Source organism: Nocardia sp. IBHARD005, from assembly GCF_052814245.1.
The window spans coordinates 5,545,550-5,565,123 of sequence record NZ_CP199935.1; the positions used below are offsets into that span (position 1 = coordinate 5,545,550).

Genomic DNA, 19,574 nt, shown 5'->3' on the forward strand with positions numbered 1-19,574 from the left:
GCTGTCGCTGTATCCGGGTATCGCCACCAGTCAGGCGTACCTGCGCCGTCGCTGCGACCGTGCGCAGCCGAGAAACGCTGTCGCGTCTGCGCCCATCAGAGGTCAGCGAGCAGGCCGTCGACCAGAGTGGCCACCCCGTAGTCGAACGCACCGTCCGGGTCGGCGGGGGCCTGGTAGTGCTCGCCGACGGCAGCGCCGACCCGCCCGGCCAGCGGGAACTCGCCGACGGGCATCACCCGGGCCAGCAGGGGGCCGTTGACCTCCCACCATTGCGCGTCGCTCAGCTGCGCGGCGGCGCCCGCGGCCGCGACGGCGAGGCGGGCATTGCCGGTGGCGAAGTCGGTGAGAACCGCGATCGCGCGGTCCATGGCCAGATCGCCCAGGCCGATGCCATCGATCGCGGCCAGTTGACGTTCGTAGCGGCGCATCCTGGCCGGGCCGAGCACCTGGCGCCACGGGGACACTTCCAGGAGCCAGGGGTGCTCGATCAGTTCGGCCCTGATCTGGGTGGCGATGGCGATCATGCGTTCCCGGACCGGCAGGTCGGCCGGGATCGGGGTGTCCGCGGCGGCGACGGCGTCGACCATGAGCACGATCAGGGCGTCCTTGCTGGGGACGTAGGTGTAGAGGCTCATCGCGCGCAGGCCCAGTTCCGCGGCGACCGCCCGGATCGTCAGCTTGTCGATACCGTCGCGGTCGGCCAGGGCGATGCCCGCCGAGACCACGTCGTCGACGGTGAGGCCGGGTTTCGGGCCGCGCGCCCCCGGCGTGGACGGCAGGGCGTGGCGCCACAGCAATTCGATGATCCGGGTGGCCTGTGCGGTGGATTTCGCGTCCTCGTCGGCGGGCACGGAGCCGTCCTCTCCGGAACGTGTTCGAGCATTCGGGAACAAACTCAGTACAGTGTACGTTGTTCGGTTGTTCGTGCTGCCCGATCAGAGGAGAACGCTCTGCCCGCCACTCAGGCCACCTACCTCCCCGACCGTCATCTGTTCGCCCTGTGGACGTGGACCGGGCACGACGTCGGCCCCGCTCCCGCCGGTGTCGGCGACCCCGAGACGCTGACCCTCGCGTTGCCCGTCGGCGAGCGTGGCGCGATCGAGCCCGTCGAGGTGGCGACCGCTGTGGTGACGCCCGCCGAGCTCACCGGCGTGACCATCGATGACCTCGCCGCGTCCGCGCTGGCCTGGCGCACGCTGCTGGCTGTCGAGCCGCTGTCCGCGACGGCGGGCACGCGGGGCGCCGACGCGTCCGAGGCCATCGCCCAGTTGCCCGCTGCCGCGCACGCGGTTCCCGACGCGGTCGGCACCGCGATCATCTCCGCCGAGCGGGCGGCGCGGGTGTTGCGCGAGACACAGGCGCTGGACGGGGAGCTCGCGGGGGTCCTCGATGCCACGCTGCGGCCATATCAGGTGCGTGGGGTGGGGTGGTTGCGCGAGACCGTTTCGGCGTACGGCGGAGCCGTGCTGGCCGACGAGATGGGCCTCGGTAAGACGGTGCAGACGATCGGGTTCCTCCAGGGGCGCGCCGACGGGCCGCAGCTGGTAGTCTGCCCGACCTCGCTGGTCGGGAACTGGGTGCACGAGATCGAACGGTTCGCGCCGGGGTTGACGCCGGTGCCGTGGCGTGGCGGTGCGGTGTCGGCGGGAGCGGGGACGGTCGTCGTGACCGGGTATCCGACCGTGCGGCTGCACGGGGCGGCGCTGACCGGTGAGCAGTGGGCGACCGCGGTGTTCGACGAGGCGCAGGCGCTGAAGAATCCGCGCACCCAGGTGTCGCGGGCGGCGCGCGCGTTGACCGCCGACGCGAAGGTCGCGCTGACCGGCACACCGGTCGAGAACCACCTCGACGAACTGTTCGCGCTGCTCAACCTCACCGTGCCGCGACTGTTCGCGCATCGAACACAGTTCCGGCGCAGGTTCGTCCGGCCGATCGAGGAGGGTTCGGCCACGGCGGCGGCCCGGCTGCGCGATGCTGTCGAGCCGGTTGTCCTGGGACGCAAGAAGCTTCAGGTGGCCGCGTCGCTGCCCGCGAAGATCCACAGTGATCTGCTGTGCGATCTCACCGCCGAGCAGGAACGGGTGTACGACGCGGTGCTCGCCGAGGCCCTCGACGAGGGATTCGGCTCGGGTCTGGAACGACAGGGACGGGTACTGGCCGCACTCACCCACCTCAAGCAGGTGTGCAACCACCCCGGACTGGTCTCACGCGACCTGGGCGAACTCGCGGGCCGCTCCGGCAAACTCGACCTGTGCACCGACATCGTGGCCACCAACCTCGACACCGGTGATCCCACGCTGATCTTCACCCAGTACCGCAAGACCGGCGACCTGCTGGTGCGGCACCTGGCCGAGCAGTTCGGCGTCGAGGCGCCGTTCTTCCACGGCGGGCTCGACGCCACCCAGCGCGGCGACCTCGTCACCCGCTTCCAGGCGCCGGACGGGCCGCCGGTACTGATCCTGAGCTTGCGCGCGGCCGGCACCGGACTCACCCTCACCCGCGCGGCCGACGTGATTCATTTCGATCGCTGGTGGAATCCGGCGGTGGAGGCGCAGGCCTCGGACCGGGCGCACCGGATCGGGCAGACCCGCACCGTCACCGTCACCACCCTCACCAGCGCCACGACGGTGGAGGAACACATCGCGGCGATGCACACCCGCAAGTCCGCGCTCACGGACCTGTCCGATACCGCGGGCATCGCCGAACTGGCCCGACTCGATGACGACGCCCTCGTCGACATCCTGCGCCGGAAGCGAGAGAACTGATGGCCGACAACGAATTCGGTTACACCCCATGGGGAATGGACTGGGTCCGGCTGGCTGAACCGCTGCGCCAGACCCGCCCGGAACCACTGCTGCCCCGGGCCCGCAGCATCGCCCGCAACGACGGTGTCGGCATCGAGATGCAGGGGCGCACCGTGCGCGCGCACCTGCATCGCGGCGGTCAGGCCTCGATCGCGCACGTCGAGGTGGCACCGCTGTCGCGGGCGGCGGTGACCGCGATCGGTCACACGATCACCGACCCGACCGTCCTCACCGACGAGATGCACCGGGCCCTGCTCGACGCGGGTCACTCCCCCGCGCCGAGCCTGGTGAGTACCGATTGCTCCTGCTCGGCACGGACCGCGCGCTGCGTGCACGTATTCGCGACGCTGTACACGATCGCCCGCAAGGTCGACGAGAATCCGCGCCTGGCATTGGAATTGCAGGGCTACTTCGAGGCCACCACCGACTCCGGCCTCCCCGCCCAGGAACCGCGCTGGACCAGCTTCAACGCTCTCGACCCGACCCAGTTCTTCGAGCCCGCCTCCTGAGCCTTCGGGGAATCAACGGCCGGAAGAGCCGCAGGCGACGCGGCTCTTCCGAACACGACGCCGGCACCGGACATCCCGAGCCTGCCGGTGCGGGAGCAACACGGTGATGTGCCCATCGACCCTTCTCAGGCGTTCGTGCCGCCGTCCACCGTGAGGATCGCGCCGGTGATCGATCGGCCGGACGGTCCCGCGAGGAAGGTGACCAGGTCGGCGACGTCGGCGGCGGTACCGAACCGGCCGAGGGCGTTGAACTCTCGTTGCGTCGAGGCGTGGTCGCTGCCGGCCGGGTTCATGTCGGTGTCGGTGGGGCCCGGCTGGACGAGGTTGACGGTGATTCCGCGCGGACCCAGTTCGCGCGCAAGGGCTTTGGTGAATCCGTTGAGGGCCGACTTGCTCAGGTTGTACAGCGACAGCCCGCCGAAGAGTGCGCGTTCGGACAGGTTGGAGCCGATGGAGATGATCCGGCCGCCCTCGCCGAGGTGCGGCAGGGCGGCCTGGCCCGCGACGAAGGCGGCGCGTGCGTGGATGTTCAGCGCGCGGTCGATCTCGTCGAGGGTGAACTCCGCGTAGGGCTTGGCCGGGAAGATGCCCGCGTTGTTCACCAGCACATCGAGGCCACCCAGTTCGCGCGCGGTCTGCTCGACGGCGGCGACGACCTGTGCGGCATCGGCACTGTCGGCCCTGATCGGCAGTGCCCGCCTGCCCAGCGCCTCGATGTCGGCGGCAACCGCCTTCGCGGCTTCCTCGTCGCGCTGGTAGGTGAACGCCACATCGGTGCCCGCGGCGGCCAGTGCGCGGGCGATGGCCGCGCCGATCCCACGGCTCGCGCCGGTCACCAGTGCCACGGTGGTACTGCTCGTCATCAGGCTCGCTCCAATTTTGTAGTGGTCGATACACAAATAGACAAGCGTATCCACACCCAGCCGTCAAGAGTTTCTTATCGATCGACACAGAAATAGCGGGCGGGCGCCGCGACCCCCACTCGCCGCGGTATATTTACCGATCGGCACAGAAAGGTTTCGCATGGCAGAACGCGGGCGCCCCCGGGGCTTCGACCGGGAGATCGCGCTGCGCCGTGCGATGGAGGTGTTCTGGGAACTCGGCTACGACGGCGCCTCGATGAGCGACCTCACCGCCGCCATGGGCATCAACTCCCCCAGCCTCTACGCCGCCTTCGGCGACAAGCAAGCCCTGTTCCGCACCGCCGTCGAGCTCTACGGCCGCAGCGAGGGTTCCCACACCGCCATGGCGCTGCGCGAGCAACCCACCGCCTACGCCGCGATCGAGGCGATGCTGCGCGGCAACATCACCGCCTATACCGATCCCGGTCTGCCGGACGGCTGCATGGTGGTCCTCGCCGGCGCGACCTACACCACCCGCAACGCCGCGGTCCGCGAGTTCCTCGTCGAAGCCCGCCGCCGCACCACGGCCGACATCCGCGCCCGGCTCGACCGTGGCGTCACCGACGGTGACCTCGCCCCCGATACCGCCACGGCTTCGCTCGCCATGCTGTACAGCACTGTGCTCTACGGATTGTCGATCCAGGCCAGAGACGGTGTCGACCACAACGACCTGAGCGCCGCCGTCGACAGCGCCATGCAGGTACTCGCGGCCGCGACACGCTAGGCGACGCCGCGCGATCGGCGATCTGCTGGACTACACCCCGAGACCCCGAGTAACGGCCCACCCGACAACCCGTGCGGGACCCCTCAGAGTCGACGCAGGGCCGCGATGCGCTCGCCCAATTGATCGACACTCGCCAATGCCGTTGGCGGACCACCACATTCGCGCCGGAGTTCGCCGTGGATCACGCCGTGAGGTTTGCCGGTGCGGTGGTGGTGCATCGCGACCAGGCTGTTGAGTTCGCGGCGCAGCTCGCCCAGTTTGTCCGAGGTGGCGACGCGTTCGGCGACAGCCGCGGAGTGAGGGGCGGACTCCTGCGCGGCGCTGCGGTCGGCGAGCTGACGGGTCTGCCGGTCACGGAGCAGGGCACGCATCTGGTCGGCGTCGAGCAGGCCGGGGATGCCGAGGTAATCGGCTTCCTCGTCGCTGCCCGCGATCGTGGCGGTGCCGAACGAGGATCCGTCGTAGATCACCTGGTCGAGTTCGGCGTCCGCGGCGAGTGCGACGAAGGACTTCTCGTCCTCACCGGGCTCGTCCTTGGCCTTGTTCGCGTCCATCAGCAGCTCGTCGTCGAGGCCGTCCTTCTCCCGATGCGGCTTGCCGATAACGTGATCGCGCTGCAACTCCAGCTGGGCGGCCAGGTCGAGCAGCACCGGCACCGACGGCAGGAACACGCTCGCGGTCTCTCCCGGCTTGCGGGCACGCACGAAACGGCCGATGGCCTGCGCGAAGTACAGCGGCGTCGACGCGCTGGTGGCATACACCCCGACGGCCAACCTGGGCACGTCGACACCTTCGGACACCATGCGCACCGCCACCATCCACGGCTGGGTGCTCTTGCCGAACTCACCGATGCGCTGCGAGGACTGCGGATCGTCGGACAGCACCACCGAGGGCCGCTCGCCGCAGATGTGTTCGAGCAGTTCGGCGTAGTCGCGGGCCCGTTCCTGATCGGTGGCGATCACCAGACCGCCCGCGTCGGGCATGCCGGACGCGCGCAGCTGTCGCAGGCGCACGTCCGCCGCGCGCAACACCGCCGAGATCCAGTCGCCCGCAGGGTCGAGGGCCGTGCGCCAAGCCCGCGCGGTGTGTTCGGCGCTGAGTGGTTCGCCGAGGCGGGCGGTGTGTTCCTCGCCTGCGCTGTCGCGCCAGTGCGCGTCGCCGGAGTAGGCCAGGAACACCACCGGACGCACGACGCCATCGGCGAGCGCGTCGGCATAGCCGTAGGAGTGATCCGCGCGCGAACGCGGGAAACCGCCTTCGTCGGGCTCGTAGGTGACGAACGGGATCTTCGAATCGTCACTGCGGAACGGGGTTCCGGTCAGCGCGAGTCGGCGTGTCGCGTCGCCGAACGCCTCCTCGGTCGCCTCACCCCAGGTCTTGGCGTCACCCGCGTGGTGGATCTCGTCGAGGATCACCAGCGTGCGACGGTTCTCGGTGCGCACCCGATGTCGCGTCGGGTGGGCGGCGACCTGGGCATAGGTCACCACGACGCCGTGATAGTCGCCGGAGGTCGCGCCGGTGGAGTTGGAGAACCGCGAGTCCAGCTGGATCCCGGTGCGCGCGGCCGCGGCCGACCACTGGTGCTTGAGGTGTTCGGTCGGGGCGACGACGGTGATCTGATCCACCGTGCGATCAGCCAGCAACTCCGCGGCAACCCGCAGCGCGAAGGTGGTCTTACCGGCGCCGGGTGTCGCGACCGCGAGGAAGTCACGCGGCTTGGTGGCCAGGTATTTCGTCAGCGCGCGCCGCTGCCAGGCGCGCAACGAACCCGAGGGGGCACCTCCCGCGGCAGAATCGCCTGGTGTCCCCACTTGCTTCGCCGTAGCGGCACCACCCGACCCAGTCACGCAGACGACCCTAGCCGCCCGATGCGGCGTGTCGCCAAACCGACGCGGGGTGGGCGACAGGCATCACAACCGCACCCGTGGTCACCGGCCATTTACCTGTTACCCGCCGACACGATGCCCGGCCCGCACCACACGGACCCCCAACGTGCGGGATGCTTGACACTGAGATGAGCAACGACCAGGTCCCTGCTGCCGACGCGGCGCACCCGCCACACACGCACCCGCCCCGCGACTCGCCCGCACGTCCAGCGGTCGCCGCGCAGGCTGCTCCGCAACGTCGCAGCGATCACGCGCCGTGGGTGCGCTGGCTGGCTACGGCGTGGCGGTTGGTGGTCCGGGTCGGGGTCAAATGCTGGGACAACTCGATCTTCGCCAAGTCCGCGGCCGCGGCGTTCTGGCAGACGTTGTCGCTGGCACCGCTGCTGCTCGGCCTGCTCGGCAGCCTCGGCTATGTGGGCGGATTGTTCGGGCCCGACACCGTACAGATCGTAGAGAGCAAGATCATCGCGTTCAGCCGCGAGTTCTTCAGTCCGTCGGTGGTCTCGGATCTGATCGAACCGACCGTCGACGACGTGCTCGGCCGGGGACGCGGCGCGGTGGTGTCGGTGGGTTTCTTGCTGTCGCTGTGGGCCGGATCCTCGGCGATGGCCACCTTCGTCGACGCCATCGTGGAGGCGCACGGGCAGCAGGACGCGCGTCACCCGATCTGGCAGCGGATCTTCGCGCTGCTGCTGTATGTGCAGTTCCTGGTGGCCGCGGTGCTGATCTTGCCGGTGATCGCGCTGGGTCCGACCAGGATCGGGCGGGTGCTGCCCGAGGCTTGGCGGGAGCCGGGGTTGCGGCTGATCGACACGTTCTACTACCCGATCGTCGGGCTGCTGCTGATGGTCGGGTTGACCACGCTATACAAGCTGGCCCTGCACAAGTCGCTGCCGTGGCATCGGCTCTTCGGCGGCGCGCTGGTGGCGGGGGTGTTCTTCCTGGCGGCCAGCGAACTGTTGCGCCGCTATCTGTCGTGGATCAGCGCTACCGGGGTGAGTTACGGCGCGCTGGCCACCCCGATCGCGTTCCTGCTGTTCACGTACTTTCTCGGCTTCGCGGTGATCCTCGGCGCGGAGTTCAACGCCGCCGTTCAGGAGTTCTGGCCTGCCCGGGCCACCCGGATCGAGCAGGTCAAGGAGTGGATCACCAGCCAGGTGCGCGGTGACGACGAGGAGGGCGAGGAGCACGACGAAACCGCCGACGCCTCACCCGAGGCACCGGCGGCACCGACCGAGCGCTGCGCTCAGTCGCCGTCCTTGCGCAAGCCCTCGTAGACCTTCTTGCAGTCCGGGCACACGGGCGAGCCGGGCTTGGCCGAACGCGTCACCGGGAAAACCTCGCCGCACAGGGCGACGACCATCGTGCCCATCACGGCACTTTCGGCGATCCGGTCCTTCTTCACATAGTGGAAGAATTTGGGGGTGTCGTCGCTGGTCGTCTCGTCGGTCGTGGTTTCCGGGCGTACCAGAGTGTCTGTACTCACGCCATCCATGATGCCGCATCCGTCGCCCGCCCCGCTGACCAGCCGCGTGTGCGCTCGACGGCGCCGAGTGGAAGACTCGGGGTATGCAGTCCTACGGCGATGTCCCAGGCGCCGACGAACCGAAGCCGGACCCGGAAGTGACCATGCCCACCGAGCCCAAGCCCTCGCGTGGGTTCTTCCGTCCCGCCCCCGCCGAACATGCCGTGTTGATCACCGAGGCCGCGCCCTCGCTCGACGAGCAGCATCGTGCCAGGGTGCGCCGCTACACGTTCATCATGGCCTTCCGGATCCCCTGCCTGATCCTGGCCGCGATCGCCTACAGCGCGTTCGAGAACCCGCTGCTGTCGATCCTGATCATCGCCGCCTCGGTGCCACTGCCGTGGATCGCGGTGCTGATCGCCAACGATCGGCCGCCGCGCACCAAGGACGAACCCAGCCGCTGGGACGGCCGCAACAATCAGATCGCCCTCGAATCCGGGCACCACAAGACCCTGGAATAGGCGGCCGGCGCCGCCCTCCGCGCAGTTCAGACCAAGGCGGCCGGTCAGCTACCGAGCCGTCTTCGGTCTTCGAACCAGCATCGACATGACGGCCGCGATGCCGCAGAGGGCACCCGCGACATACCACGCGAGGTCGTAGGAGCCCTGGAGGTCACGGATCAGGCCCGCGCCGGTGGCGGCGATCGCGGCGCCGATCTGGTGGGCGGCGAAGACCCAGCCGAACGCGATCGGGCCGTCGGCGCCGAAGAGCTCGCGGCACAGCAGCACTGTCGGTGGGACCGTCGCGATCCAGTCCAAGCCGTAGAACACGATGAACACCCACATACTCGGCTGGGTGTGGGGGCCGAGCAGGGACGGCAGGATCAGCAGCGACAGGCCGCGCAGCGAGTAGTAGCCGAGCAGCAGGTAGCGCGGGTCGACGCGGTCGGAGAGCCAGCCCGAGGCGATCGTGCCCGCCACATCGAAGATCCCGACCAGTGCCAGCAGTCCGGCCGCGGTGGTCGGTGGCATCCCGTGATCGTGGGCGGCGGTGACGAAATGGGTGCCGACCAGGCCGTTCGTCGAGGCACCACAGATCGCGAATCCGCCTGCCAGCAGCCAGAATCCGGGCTTGCGCGCGGCCGAGGCCAACACCGTCAGCGCCCGGTTCGCGCCGCCGGCGATCGGCACCCGCGCCCCCGCGTCCGAACCGGCGGGCGCCCCATAGGCCCGTACGCCGACATCGCTGGGGTAGTCGCGCACGAACAACCACACCAGCGGCACCACCGACAGTGCCACCGCCGCCACGATCACCGACGGCAATCGCCAGCCGTGCTCGGTGGCGAGCATCGACACCAGTGGCAGGAACACCAGCTGCCCGGTCGCGCCCGCGGCGGTGAGCACCCCGGTGACCAGGCCGCGACTCTGTACGAACCAGCGTCCGGTGACGGTGGCAACGAACGGCATGGACATCGACCCGACGCCGATGCCGACCAGCAGTCCCCACGACGCCACCAGCTGCCACGCCTGGGTCATGAACACCGTCAGCCCGCTGCCCGCGGCGATCAGCACCAGCGCCGAACACACCACCTTGCGGATGCCGAATCGGTCCATCAGCGCGGCGGCGAACGGCGAAATCAGGCCGTAGAGCAGCATATTCAGCGAGATGGCGGTGGAGATCGTCGCGTGTGACCAGCCGAATTCGGTGTGCAGCGGGTCGATGAGGACGCTGGGAACCGAGCGGAAGGCGGCCGCGGCGAGCAGGGCCACGAACCCGACGCCCGCCACGATCCACGCGGGATGGAGTCGACCGCGTCCGTCGGTGCCGCCTGCCGGCGTGCGAGTGAGGTTGTCGGCCGGTTCGTCGCCGGTAGGCGGCAGGGGCGCACGTAAATCGGTCACTCGGCCAGCGTGCCGCATCGGCGAAGGACGGACTAGTGGCCGGTATGACACGTTTCGTCGATATCCCGCCAACGAATACGGGCGCGCGGGCCTGTCGACGGCCGCACCCGCACCTCGCACGCAAGGTTCTCCCGGCCGCGCCGATCGCGATCCGCTCGCGCAACCTGGTCGACAGCGGCGCTCATGCCGCCTACCGTTCGGACAGGAGCCGACAGTGCGACCGGAACCGGCCGACCGCTCGGCGAGTGCCGCATAGCGGAAGGGAGACAGCATGATTCGCTGGACCTGGGCGTTTCTCGATCGGCCCGTCGATCTGTTCGCCGACTGTGCGCGGTTCTGGGCGAAGGTCACCGATTCCACAGTGTCGGTGCCGCGCGGCGAGCACGACGAGTTCGTCACGCTGCTGCCCGCCACCGGACCCGCGTGGATCAAGATGCAAGCGGTCGGTGACGACGGTGGCATCCATCTCGACCTCGACGTCGACGACATCGCTTCGGCGGTAGCGACCGCGACCGGGCTCGGCGCCCGCCTCATGTCCGAGCTGCCCGACTACACCGTGCTGGAATCGCCTGCCGGACAGACGTTCTGCCTCACTCCGGCCGCCGACCGATCGGGTCTCGGGCCCGCACCGGTCACGGTATCGACCGCACCCGATGGCACAGTGACCCGCCTCGACCAGGTCTGTCTCGACCTGTCCCCCACCGACATCGACGCCGATACCGCCTTCTGGCAGGCACTCACCGACTGGACGCACAAGCCCGGCCGCCGCCCGGAATTCTCCCGCCTCCGCGGCCCCGACCAGCCACTGCACTTTCTGCTCCAGCGTCTCGACGACCCCGGGCCCACGGGCGCGCACGCCGACCTGGCCTCGTCGAACATCACCGCCACCGCCGCCTGGCACGAATCCCTGGGCGCCACCCGAGTCACCGACGCCGAACACTGGATAGTCCTACGAGACCCCGGAAACGCCCTGTACTGCGTGACATCCAGAGACCCTTACACCGGCTGAGCCCCGCCCTTGCCGCCGCTGCCACCTCCACAGCCCGACGACATGGCCGACGCAAAGCGCCCGCCGGTTGAGCCAGCGCAGACATCGACTCTGACGCGACATGCACACCGACTGAGCCACCAGCGATGCCGACTACCGCAAGTCGAAAATCGGTCGGCCCCGCCTGGAGTCGACCCACCGCGAGCGCAGTCGATGGGCCCATCCGACCCAACGGCTGTCCGTCCCCGCCGCGCCGAGCCGCGGGATCATGAGTCGCCGCAAGCGACTCGAGACTCTGTGTGCGCGGCGACACGCGGCGGCGTCGATCTCGGTGCTCGCGGTCCTGGCAGAGTAGGCGCGTGCCTACGAACCCGACGATGACCGACTCCCTGCTCACCGCGCTGTGCCCGGACCTGCGTACCGCGCTGATCCGGGTCGGTTACGACGCTGACACGCTGGTGGAGGCGTTGGGGCCGGATGTGCATGCGGCGCTGAGCCGTTCGGAGCCGGTACCGGTGCGCCGGGCCGCGCGCGCGGCCGGTGACCTGGGCACGCTGGTGCGGTTGTTGCTGCTCGGCGATGTGTTGCCCGAGCGGGAGGTCGCGGCCGCGCTGGCGCCGGTGCGCATCGACGCGGCGGTGGCGGCGGGTCTGCTCACCCGCGAGGGTGACGAGGTCAGGGCCGCACTGGATCTGCGGCCGCTCGATGTCGGCACGGGTACGCGGTGGATCCTGTCCGATCTCGACGATTCGATGCGGCGGCGCACACTCACCTCCGATCACGTCCTCGGCGTCGGGCACGCGTCACTGTCCCTGCTGCGCGCGACACCGGCCGAACCCGTCGGCACCGTATTGGATCTGGGCACCGGCTGTGGCGTGCAGGCCGTGCACGCGGCCGGTTACGCGGGCCGGGTCACCGCGACCGATGTCAACGCGCGGGCCTTGTGGCTGGCACAGGCCACGGCGGCGCTCAACGAACTCGATATCGAGCTGCTCGAGGGGTCCTGGTTCGAGCCGGTGGCCGGGCGGCGTTTCGATCAGGTCGTTGCCAATCCGCCGTTCGTGGTCGGTCCGGCGCGCATCGAGCACACCTATCGTGACTCCGGGCTCGCCCTGGACGGCGCCAGCGAACTGGTCATCGGGCAGGCGCCCGCGCTGCTGGCACCCGGCGGCACGGCGGCGATGCTCGCTGCCTGGGTGCATGTGGACGGCGAGGACTGGCGGCAACGGGTGTCGAGCTGGTTGCCCGCCCACGGTGTCGACGCGTGGGTCGTGCAGCGCGACGTCGCCGATCCGGCCCTCTATGTCGGCACCTGGCTGCGCGACGCGGGCCTTGACCCCCGCGACCCCGCCGCCCAGGAACAGGCGGCACGGTGGCTCGACGCCTTCGATACCGCCGACGTCGAAGGCATCGGGTTCGGCTTCGTCTATCTGCGCGCGATCGACGGCCCCACCGAACTTCTCGCCGAGGATCTCACCCACGGTTTCGACGACCCGCTCGGCAGCGAGGTGGCCGGGTATTTCGCGCGGTCGGCGTGGCTGCGCGCGGTGGCAGGCGACGAAAAACTCGCGTGGACATCCCGTTTCGCGCCGAGCCCGGCGACCGCGCTGGAACGGGTGTACCTGCCCGGCGAGTTCGGCTGGACCGAGCAGGTGTCCCGGCTTCATCGCGGCGACGGACCACGCTGGCAGCACGAGGTGGACGAGTCGACGGTCGCCCTGGTCGCGGGAATGCGGCCCGACGGACTGCCGTTGTACGAACTGATCGAACTACTCGCCCTCGCCGACGGAGCCGAGCAGGTCACATCGGAATTCGCCGCCCAGGCACTCGGCGTGGTGGCCGGACTCGTCCGCCACGGATTGGTGCGGCCCGTCTGAACCGGCCCGGTGGTGGCGAGTTGGCGACCACGGCGCTCTTCTCAGGAACTTCTCAGCCGTTGGGGTGGGAACCAGCAGCTCAGAGCGGTTTATCGACCGCGGGAACGGGAACTTTCTCTAAGTCGGGTCCGTTGAACGGGATGAGACACCACCGACAGGAGGCAAGTCATGACAAGCCCCGCCACCACTCGTTTGCGCCCCAGCGAGGCCGATATCGACGCCCAGAGCCCCGCAGCCGATCTGGTACGCGTGTACCTCAACGGAATCGGACGCACGGCACTGCTCACGGCGGCCGACGAGGTCGAGCTGGCCAAGCGCATCGAGGCGGGCCTGTATGCCCAGAACCTGCTATCAACCGGTAAGCGGTTGACGGCGGCTCGCAAGCGTGATCTGGCGATCCTGGTCCGCGAGGGCTCCGCTGCCCGCTCGCACCTGCTCGAGGCCAACCTGCGTCTGGTCGTATCCCTGGCCAAGCGCTACACCGGCCGCGGCATGCCGCTGCTGGACCTCATCCAAGAGGGCAACCTCGGGCTGATCCGCGCGATGGAGAAGTTCGACTACGCCAAGGGCTTCAAGTTCTCCACCTATGCCACCTGGTGGATCCGTCAGGCCATCACCCGCGGCATGGCCGATCAGAGCCGCACCATCCGGCTGCCCGTGCACCTGGTAGAGCAGGTGAACAAGCTCGCCAGGATCAAGCGGGAACTGCACCAGCAGCTGGGCCGCGAGGCCACCGACGCCGAACTCGCCAACGAGTCGGGCATCCCGGTGGAGAAAATCGCCGACCTGCTCGACCACAGCCGCGACCCGGTGAGCCTGGACATGCCCGTCGGCAACGACGAGGAAGCTCCGCTCGGCGACTTCATCGAGGACTCCGAGGCCACCTCCGCCGAGAGCGCGGTCATCGCGGGCCTGCTGCACCACGACGTGCGCAGCGTCCTTGCCACCCTCGACGAGCGCGAACAGCAGGTCATCCGCCTGCGCTTCGGTCTCGACGACGGCCAGCCGCGCACCCTGGACCAGATCGGCAAGCTGTTCGGCCTGTCCCGTGAGCGCGTCCGCCAGATCGAACGCGAGGTCATGTCCAAGCTGCGCAAGGGCGACCGCGCCGACCGCTTGCGCGCCTACGCCAGCTGATCCAAAATCTCGACGGCCCCACGGGGTCGTCTGCCGAAACGCCGACCGGCGACCGCGAACCCCTCCCCTCCGGGTCGCGAGCCGGTCGGCGTTGTTCGTTCACCCGGCGCCGCGTCGGATCCCCGGCCGGACCGGCCGCCTGGGCGGGGCGACCGCGGCTCACGCGACAGCAGGTCAGGACTGTCGCACCTCAGGCCAGCCGGCGGGGGCCGGTGTCGAAGCGGCTGGGTTCGGGGCCGATGCGGGCTCGGACGTAGATGATCTCCGCCGATGCCGAGGCGGCCAGCACGGGGTCACAGGAGAGTTCGCGCATCTGGGGGATGTCGTCGAACAGGGCCGAAATGCGTTGGGCCAGTTCGGCGAGGGCTGCCTTGTCGACGCCCGCTCTGCCCGGTCCTTCCGACAGCAGCGGTGCCGCGCGTGGTGCGTCGATGAGTGCGGTCGCTTCCTCCTGGGTCAGCGGCAGGGCGCGGTAGGCACGGTCGCCGAGCAGGTCGATGATCATGCCGGAAAGGCCGAATTGGATGACCGACCCGAACGAGGGGTCGTCGGTGACACGCAGCACGCAGCCGACCCCCTTGGTCGCCATCTTCTGCACGTGCAGAAGCGGATCGCCGCAGATCTCCACCAGGTCGGTGTAGGCCTGACGGACCGCGTCCGGTCCCCACAGGTCCAAGCGCACCCCGATCAGATCCGGTCGGCGCCGCCACAGCTCCCCGGTCGCCTTGGCCGCGACCGGATAGCCCAGTTCCTCGGCCGCGGCGACCGCCTGTTCGGCATCGCGCACCGCCCGGAACTCGACCACGTCGATCCCGTAGCAGCGCAGCAGCAGCACCGCCTCCTCATCGGTGAGCCACCGTCCGCCCGATTCCGCCAACCAGCCCTCCACCAGGGCCGCCGCGGCCGCGGTGTCGATCCCCGGCGGGCGCACCACCGGCGAGATCGGCCGGTCCCGCCAGCGCGCGTACCGGTCGACCCTGGCCAGCGCACGCGCGGCACGCTCCGGGTCCGGATAGGACGGGATGGACCCGCGCGCGGGTGCGCCCGCGGTGGTGCGCACCGCCAGCTGTCGCGGAATGCCCGATTCCGCGACAAACGTGGTGAGCACCGGCTTGCCCGGCGCCGCCGCTGCGGCCGCCCGCAACCCATCCCCGAAACCCTCCATCGACACCGGAACCGGGGGCGCGACCACAACGATCACCGCGTCGACCTCCTCGCTGCATAGCGCGGCGAGGACCGCTTCCCTGAAGTCGGCCGGCGTCGCCTCGGGTCCGAGGTCCACCGGCCCGTCCACGCCCACATCGACGACGCCCAACTCGACGGGCCCGGCAATGCCGGCATCGCGCTGCGGAGGTTCGGCACTGTCCGCGCCGCGGCCCGCGCGCCGAGCACTTCGCGCGCCCCACCCCGTCCGGCCGACACGATCCGCACCCTGCTCCGCACGATCGGAATCCCGTGCGGTCCGCCGCACACGATCTGCTCCCCGCCCGGACCCTCGACGATCTGCCCCCCGGCCGGCTCGCCGTGCTCGGTCCGCGTCTGGCTTGGACACTTGTGCCGAATTCCGGTCGATCCGCAGAGGATTGTCCGCACCTCGCTCGGCCGACACCGCACGACCCGACTCCCGATCGGCCGGCCGGGCGCTGTCCACGACCTGCCCCTCCGGCCAGGCATTCTGCACGCCCATCGGCCGGGTGCCTTGCACGCCCCGCTCGGTCGGGCGGGCGCCGGGACCTCGGTCGACAGCGGTCACCGGCCGGTACACGTGCAGCCCTTCGCTGCGGGCGGCGTCGATAGCCAGCCAGTTCAGCGCGGCACTGTTGCCGACCACGGCGACCCGGGGGCCCTTCGGAAGCGGCTGACAGGCCAGCAGGGCGGCGCAGTCGAACAGCTCGGAGATGGAGTCGACCTGGATGATCCCGGCCTGGCCGAAGAGGTCACGGACCACCGTGCGGTCCATGTCCGCACCTGCCGCCAGGCGCCCACTGCTCACCGCGACGATCGGTTTGCCGCGTGCCACCCGGCGCGCCAGCCGGGAGAACTTGCGCGGATTACCGAAGCTCTCCAGGTACAGCAGGATCACCTCGGTGTCGGCGGCGGTGTCCCAGTACTGGAGCAGATCGTTGCCAGAGACATCGGCTCGATTACCTGCCGAGACGAACGTCGACAGGCCGAGGTTGCGGGCCGCGGCCTCGCCGAGAATCGCTGCTCCGAGCGGGCCGGACTGGCAGAAGAAGCCGATCCGCCCCCGCTCGGGGAGGACCGTGGCCAAGGTGGCGTTCAGGCCGACCGCGGGGTCGGTGTTGGCGATGCCGAGCGCACTCGGCCCGACCACCCGCATGCCGTGCCCGCGTGCCGCGGCGACCAGGGCGTGTTCGGCGGCCAATCCGGCCGCCCCGGTTTCGCCGAAGCCCGCGGTCAGCACGACCAGGCCCTTGACTCCCTTGGCCATGCAATCGTCGAGGACCGCCCCGATCGCGGCAGGCGGCACCGCCACCACCGCCAGGTCCACCTCGTCGGGGATCTCGCGCACGGTGGCGTAGGCCCGCACGCCGCGCACCGAACGCCGGTGCAGATTCACCGGGAACACCGGCCCGCTGAAACCGCCGGCGAGCAGATTCGCGAGCACGGCACCGCCGACGCGGGTCTGCTCCGGTGACGCGCCGATCACCGCGACCGAACCGGGGGCGAGCAGATTTCCGACGCTGCGCGCCTCCGAGGCCGCCTCCCGCGAATCCCGCACGGTGCGCAGCGCTTCGGTGGGGTCGATGGCGAATTCGAGGTGTACTTCGGAACCGTCGCGACTGCGCTGCAGTTGGTAGCCCGCCTCACGGAAGACCGTGATCATTGCCTCGTTCTCGGCCAGCACTTCGGCGACGAACGCGACCACTTCGTTCTCGGCGGCGGCACCGGCCAGATGCTCGAGAAGGACCGAGCCGAGCCCGCGTCCCTGGTGCTCGTCGGCGATCACGAAGGCCACCTCGGCCGCGCGTGGGCCCGGCCGGGCGAGCAGCTCGTAGCGGGCAACGCCGATGATGGACGTGCCGAGTACCGCGACGAGGCCGACCCGATCGCGGTAGTCGACGTGGGTGGTGCGGTACATGTCCTTCGGCGAGATCTGTGGGTACGGACCGAAATACCGCAGATACCGGGTGCGATCGGACAGACCGGTGTGAAAGGCGGCGAGCGCGTCGGCGTCGGCGGGCACGATCGGGCGTAGCTGGACCACACCGCCGTCGGCGGCCAGCACATCGCCGTACCAGTGTTGGGGTGGCGCAGGCGGATTCGCGGGCGTGTCGGAGGTATCGGGCAGCAGTGGCTCAGTCACGGGGGTCCTCCGGGTCGAGCCCGAGCAGGCCGAAACTCGCCCGCCGGGTGGCCGTGATAGCGGTATCGACCGCTCGCTGGGCGCGGATCTGGCCCGCGTCGCCGATCTCGGGTGTGCCCCCGGGGCCGTCCCAGGCCCGGTAGGCGGTGTCGCCACCGTCGCTCATGGTCGTCGGTGGTTGCACGCGCGGCGCGGATGCTCGCACCTGTTCGATCCAGTCGGCGGGCACCGGCGTTTCGGGAGCCAGCGGCCGGTCGAGTGCCGCGGCGAGCAGGTGGGTCCAGGCGCGCGGCACCACCCGCACCACGCCGTATCCGCCGCCGCCGATGGCCAGCCAGCGCCCTTCGGCGTATTCGTCGGCCAGGTCCCGCATCGCGAGGAACGCCGCGCGCTGGCCGTCGACGGTGAGTTCCAGATCAGCGAGCGGATCCTCGCGGTGGGTGTCGACACCGCACTGGCTGATGATGATCTGTGGCCGGAAGGCGGCCACCGCGCCGGGTACCACCGCGTGAAATCCCCTCAGCCACTGCGCATCCCGTGTGCCGGGCAGCAGTGGCAGGTTGATCGAGGTACCTTCGGCCGCCCCGACACCGGTCTCCTCGGGCCACCCGGTATTGGGCCACAGCGTGGCCGGATGCTGGTGCAGCGAAACGGTGAGCACGCGCGGATCGGCATAGAACACCCGCTGCACGCCGTCGCCGTGGTGGACATCGACATCGAGGTAGGCGATGCGGTCGAAGCCGTGGTCGAGCAGCCACGAGATGGCGATGGCGGCATCGTTGTAGACGCAGAACCCGGCCGCCGAATCCGGCATGGCGTGGTGCATTCCGCCGCCGATGCTCACCGCGCGCCGCGTACGGCCCGCCGCGATCTCGCGGGCGGCGGCGAGGGTGCCACCGACGATCACCGACGCCGCCTCGTGCATGTGGGGGAACACCGGATTGTCGGCGGTGCCGAGCCCGTAGGCGGCGTCCTCGGGTGTCGGCGGTCCCTGCCCGGCCCGGCGCACCGCCTCGATGTAGGAGCTGCTGTGGACCCGCATCAGGTCGGATCGGGTGGCCGCATCGGGTGCCAGCGGCTCGATTCCATCGAGAAGACCTAGGCTTTGGGCAAGCGACATGGTGTATCGCAAGCGCGCCGGCTTCATCGGGTGCTCCGGACTCCAGGTGTAACCGAGGAATCGCTCGGTCCATACGACGGTCCCTGCGTGTTCGCTGCGCGGCGACGTGACCATGCTCGCCACGCTAGCCGGAAGCAGCGGCCCCCGTGCGGCGTTGACATGCAGTAGAAATAGGGCCGCTGGTCCGACGGGCGCGCCGGGGTTCGCGCGTGGGTAGAATTCGTGCTGACGAAGGGGTATCAGGTGAAGGATCTGGTCGACACCACGGAGATGTATCTCCGTACCATCTACGACCTCGAGGAGGAGGGCGTGGTGCCCTTGCGGGCGCGTATCGCCGAACGCCTCGAGCAGAGTGGTCCGACGGTGAGCCAGACGGTCGCGCGGATGGAGCGCGACGGCCTGCTGCTCGTCGCCGGCGACCGCCATCTCGAGCTCACCGACAAGGGCCGGTCCATGGCCGTGTCGGTGATGCGCAAGCACCGGCTCGCCGAGCGGTTGCTGGTCGACATCATCGGATTGGACTGGGAGAACGTCCACGCGGAGGCGTGTCGCTGGGAGCACGTGATGAGCGAGGAGGTGGAGCGGCGCCTGATCGAGGTGCTCAACCACCCGACCACCTCGCCCTACGGCAACCCGATTCCCGGCCTGGACGAACTCGGCCTCAGCGACGCTCCCGCCCCCGAGGAGAAGCTGATCCGCCTGTCCGATCTGCCCAACGGCGCGCTGCACGCGGTGGTCGTGCGCAGGCTGGCCGAGCACATCCAGACCGACCCGGAGGTCATCGGGCGGTTGCGTGAGGCGGGCGTGGTGCCCGACGCACGCGTTACCGTGGAAACCAAACCGGGTGCGGTATTGATCACGGTGCCCGGCCACAACGGTTTCGAACTGTCCGAAGAGATGGCGCATGCCGTCCAGGTGAGGCTGGTCTGATTC

General features: G+C 69.7%; 16 protein-coding genes. 9 read left to right on the top strand and 7 right to left on the bottom strand.

Annotated elements, in window-relative coordinates:
- Positions 1–95: 95 nt before the first annotated feature.
- Positions 96–851: a TetR/AcrR family transcriptional regulator gene (locus ACTWPB_RS26125; RefSeq protein ID WP_446223161.1), complete on the bottom strand. Its 756-nt coding sequence runs from the start codon at positions 849–851 to the stop codon at positions 96–98.
- A gap of 138 nt (positions 852–989) precedes the next feature.
- On the opposite strand from ACTWPB_RS26125, the gene ACTWPB_RS26130 reads away from it, so the two are divergent.
- Together ACTWPB_RS26130 and ACTWPB_RS26135 are read left to right on the top strand one after the other, a co-directional pair.
- Complete coding sequence (locus tag ACTWPB_RS26130) at positions 990–2,765, top strand: DEAD/DEAH box helicase (protein WP_446226486.1); 1,776 nt, start codon at positions 990–992, stop codon at positions 2,763–2,765.
- A complete protein-coding gene (locus ACTWPB_RS26135; protein WP_446223162.1) occupies positions 2,765–3,313 on the top strand; it encodes a hypothetical protein in 549 nt (182 codons plus the stop codon). The genes ACTWPB_RS26130 and ACTWPB_RS26135 overlap by 1 nt, the downstream gene beginning before the upstream one ends.
- Positions 3,314–3,438: 125 nt before the next feature.
- Here ACTWPB_RS26135 and ACTWPB_RS26140 read toward each other — a convergent pair whose 3' ends face one another.
- Positions 3,439–4,176: an SDR family NAD(P)-dependent oxidoreductase gene (locus tag ACTWPB_RS26140; protein ID WP_446223163.1), complete on the bottom strand. Its 738-nt coding sequence runs from the start codon at positions 4,174–4,176 to the stop codon at positions 3,439–3,441.
- Between the two features lie 160 nt (positions 4,177–4,336).
- On the opposite strand from ACTWPB_RS26140, the gene ACTWPB_RS26145 reads away from it, so the two are divergent.
- The gene (locus ACTWPB_RS26145) at positions 4,337–4,939 is read left to right on the top strand and encodes a TetR/AcrR family transcriptional regulator (RefSeq protein ID WP_446223164.1); all 603 of its coding nucleotides are present in this window, start codon (positions 4,337–4,339) and stop codon (positions 4,937–4,939) included.
- Positions 4,940–5,022: 83 nt separating this feature from the next.
- Here the strand turns inward: ACTWPB_RS26145 and ACTWPB_RS26150 are convergent, their stop codons facing one another.
- A complete protein-coding gene (locus ACTWPB_RS26150) occupies positions 5,023–6,750 on the bottom strand; it encodes a DEAD/DEAH box helicase (RefSeq protein WP_446226487.1) in 1,728 nt (575 codons plus the stop codon).
- Positions 6,751–6,938: 188 nt separating this feature from the next.
- Here ACTWPB_RS26150 and ACTWPB_RS26155 point away from each other — a divergent pair, with 188 nt between their 5' ends.
- Positions 6,939–8,102, top strand: a complete 1,164-nt coding sequence (locus tag ACTWPB_RS26155) for a YihY/virulence factor BrkB family protein (RefSeq protein WP_446223165.1) — start codon at positions 6,939–6,941, stop codon at positions 8,100–8,102.
- On the opposite strand, the gene ACTWPB_RS26160 is transcribed toward ACTWPB_RS26155, so the two are convergent.
- Positions 8,072–8,311: a DUF3039 domain-containing protein gene (locus tag ACTWPB_RS26160; RefSeq protein ID WP_056815556.1), complete on the bottom strand. Its 240-nt coding sequence runs from the start codon at positions 8,309–8,311 to the stop codon at positions 8,072–8,074. The two genes, ACTWPB_RS26155 and ACTWPB_RS26160, sit on opposite strands and share 31 nt — an antisense overlap.
- A 143-nt stretch (positions 8,312–8,454) precedes the next feature.
- Between ACTWPB_RS26160 and ACTWPB_RS26165 the strand changes: the two genes are divergently transcribed.
- The gene (locus ACTWPB_RS26165; protein WP_446226488.1) at positions 8,455–8,811 is read left to right on the top strand and encodes a DUF3099 domain-containing protein; all 357 of its coding nucleotides are present in this window, start codon (positions 8,455–8,457) and stop codon (positions 8,809–8,811) included.
- Positions 8,812–8,859: 48 nt separating this feature from the next.
- On the opposite strand, the gene ACTWPB_RS26170 is transcribed toward ACTWPB_RS26165, so the two are convergent.
- Positions 8,860–10,191, bottom strand: a complete 1,332-nt coding sequence (locus tag ACTWPB_RS26170; protein ID WP_446223166.1) for an MFS transporter — start codon at positions 10,189–10,191, stop codon at positions 8,860–8,862.
- A 271-nt stretch (positions 10,192–10,462) separates the two neighbouring features.
- On the opposite strand from ACTWPB_RS26170, the gene ACTWPB_RS26175 reads away from it, so the two are divergent.
- The 3 genes from ACTWPB_RS26175 (at position 10,463) to ACTWPB_RS26185 (ending at position 14,193) form a co-directional block, all read left to right on the top strand.
- Complete coding sequence (locus ACTWPB_RS26175; protein WP_446223167.1) at positions 10,463–11,200, top strand: VOC family protein; 738 nt, start codon at positions 10,463–10,465, stop codon at positions 11,198–11,200.
- 356 nt (positions 11,201–11,556) lie between these two features.
- Positions 11,557–13,056 (top strand): DUF7782 domain-containing protein, encoded by a 1,500-nt coding sequence (locus ACTWPB_RS26180; protein ID WP_446223168.1) that lies wholly within the window; start codon positions 11,557–11,559, stop codon positions 13,054–13,056.
- Positions 13,057–13,224: 168 nt separating this feature from the next.
- Positions 13,225–14,193 carry a sigma-70 family RNA polymerase sigma factor gene (locus ACTWPB_RS26185; RefSeq protein ID WP_056811283.1) on the top strand — a complete coding sequence of 323 codons (969 nt, stop codon included), beginning with the start codon at positions 13,225–13,227 and terminating at the stop codon, positions 14,191–14,193.
- Positions 14,194–14,383: 190 nt separating this feature from the next.
- Here the strand turns inward: ACTWPB_RS26185 and ACTWPB_RS26190 are convergent, their stop codons facing one another.
- Together ACTWPB_RS26190 and ACTWPB_RS26195 are read right to left on the bottom strand one after the other, a co-directional pair.
- On the bottom strand, positions 14,384–17,521 hold the full coding sequence (locus tag ACTWPB_RS26190; protein ID WP_446223169.1) for a bifunctional acetate--CoA ligase family protein/GNAT family N-acetyltransferase: 3,138 nt from the start codon (positions 17,519–17,521) through the stop codon (positions 14,384–14,386).
- A complete protein-coding gene (locus tag ACTWPB_RS26195) occupies positions 17,514–18,755 on the bottom strand; it encodes an acetoin utilization protein AcuC (RefSeq protein WP_446223170.1) in 1,242 nt (413 codons plus the stop codon). Before ACTWPB_RS26195 ends, ACTWPB_RS26190 begins: the two co-directional genes overlap by 8 nt.
- A gap of 129 nt (positions 18,756–18,884) precedes the next feature.
- On the opposite strand from ACTWPB_RS26195, the gene ACTWPB_RS26200 reads away from it, so the two are divergent.
- The gene (locus ACTWPB_RS26200; RefSeq protein ID WP_378944859.1) at positions 18,885–19,571 is read left to right on the top strand and encodes a metal-dependent transcriptional regulator; all 687 of its coding nucleotides are present in this window, start codon (positions 18,885–18,887) and stop codon (positions 19,569–19,571) included.
- Positions 19,572–19,574: the final 3 nt, after the last annotated feature.